This is a genomic window from Lysinibacillus sp. GbtcB16 (assembly GCF_019091145.1).
Classification (GTDB): domain Bacteria; phylum Bacillota; class Bacilli; order Bacillales_A; family Planococcaceae; genus Lysinibacillus; species Lysinibacillus fusiformis.
Genome location: NZ_JAGXJV010000455.1, coordinates 1 through 267, shown reverse-complemented (window position 1 = coordinate 267; position 267 = coordinate 1). Strand labels below are relative to the sequence as shown.

Annotated in this window: 1 protein-coding gene; it reads right to left on the bottom strand. The window is 54.3% G+C overall.

The window, feature by feature from the left end; genetic code table 11:
• Nucleotides 1-250: mannitol dehydrogenase family protein (locus tag KVT27_RS24885; protein WP_483307985.1), on the bottom strand; the 250-nt coding region annotated here is incomplete at its 3' end.
• Nucleotides 251-267 lie beyond the last annotated feature (17 nt).

The window sequence follows — 267 nt, the reverse complement described above, 5'->3', positions numbered from 1 at the left end:
CGAGGTCTGCACTTGCGACCGCTTCGGCAACAACATCCAGCTGACTGCCATGGATCGCCGTTACGTTATTCACTGTGAAGGCTTCCTGAGCATCGCTCGCAATGCGAACCGTGTAGGACTTTCTCTGCTGCAGCTCCTCCACCAAACGCTCATTGACGTCGGAGAAAACGACCTCATACCCTGCCTGTGAAAGCACAAGTCCGATAAAGCCTCTGCCGATATTGCCGGCGCCGAAATGGACTGCTTTCATGATTCCATCCCGCTTTC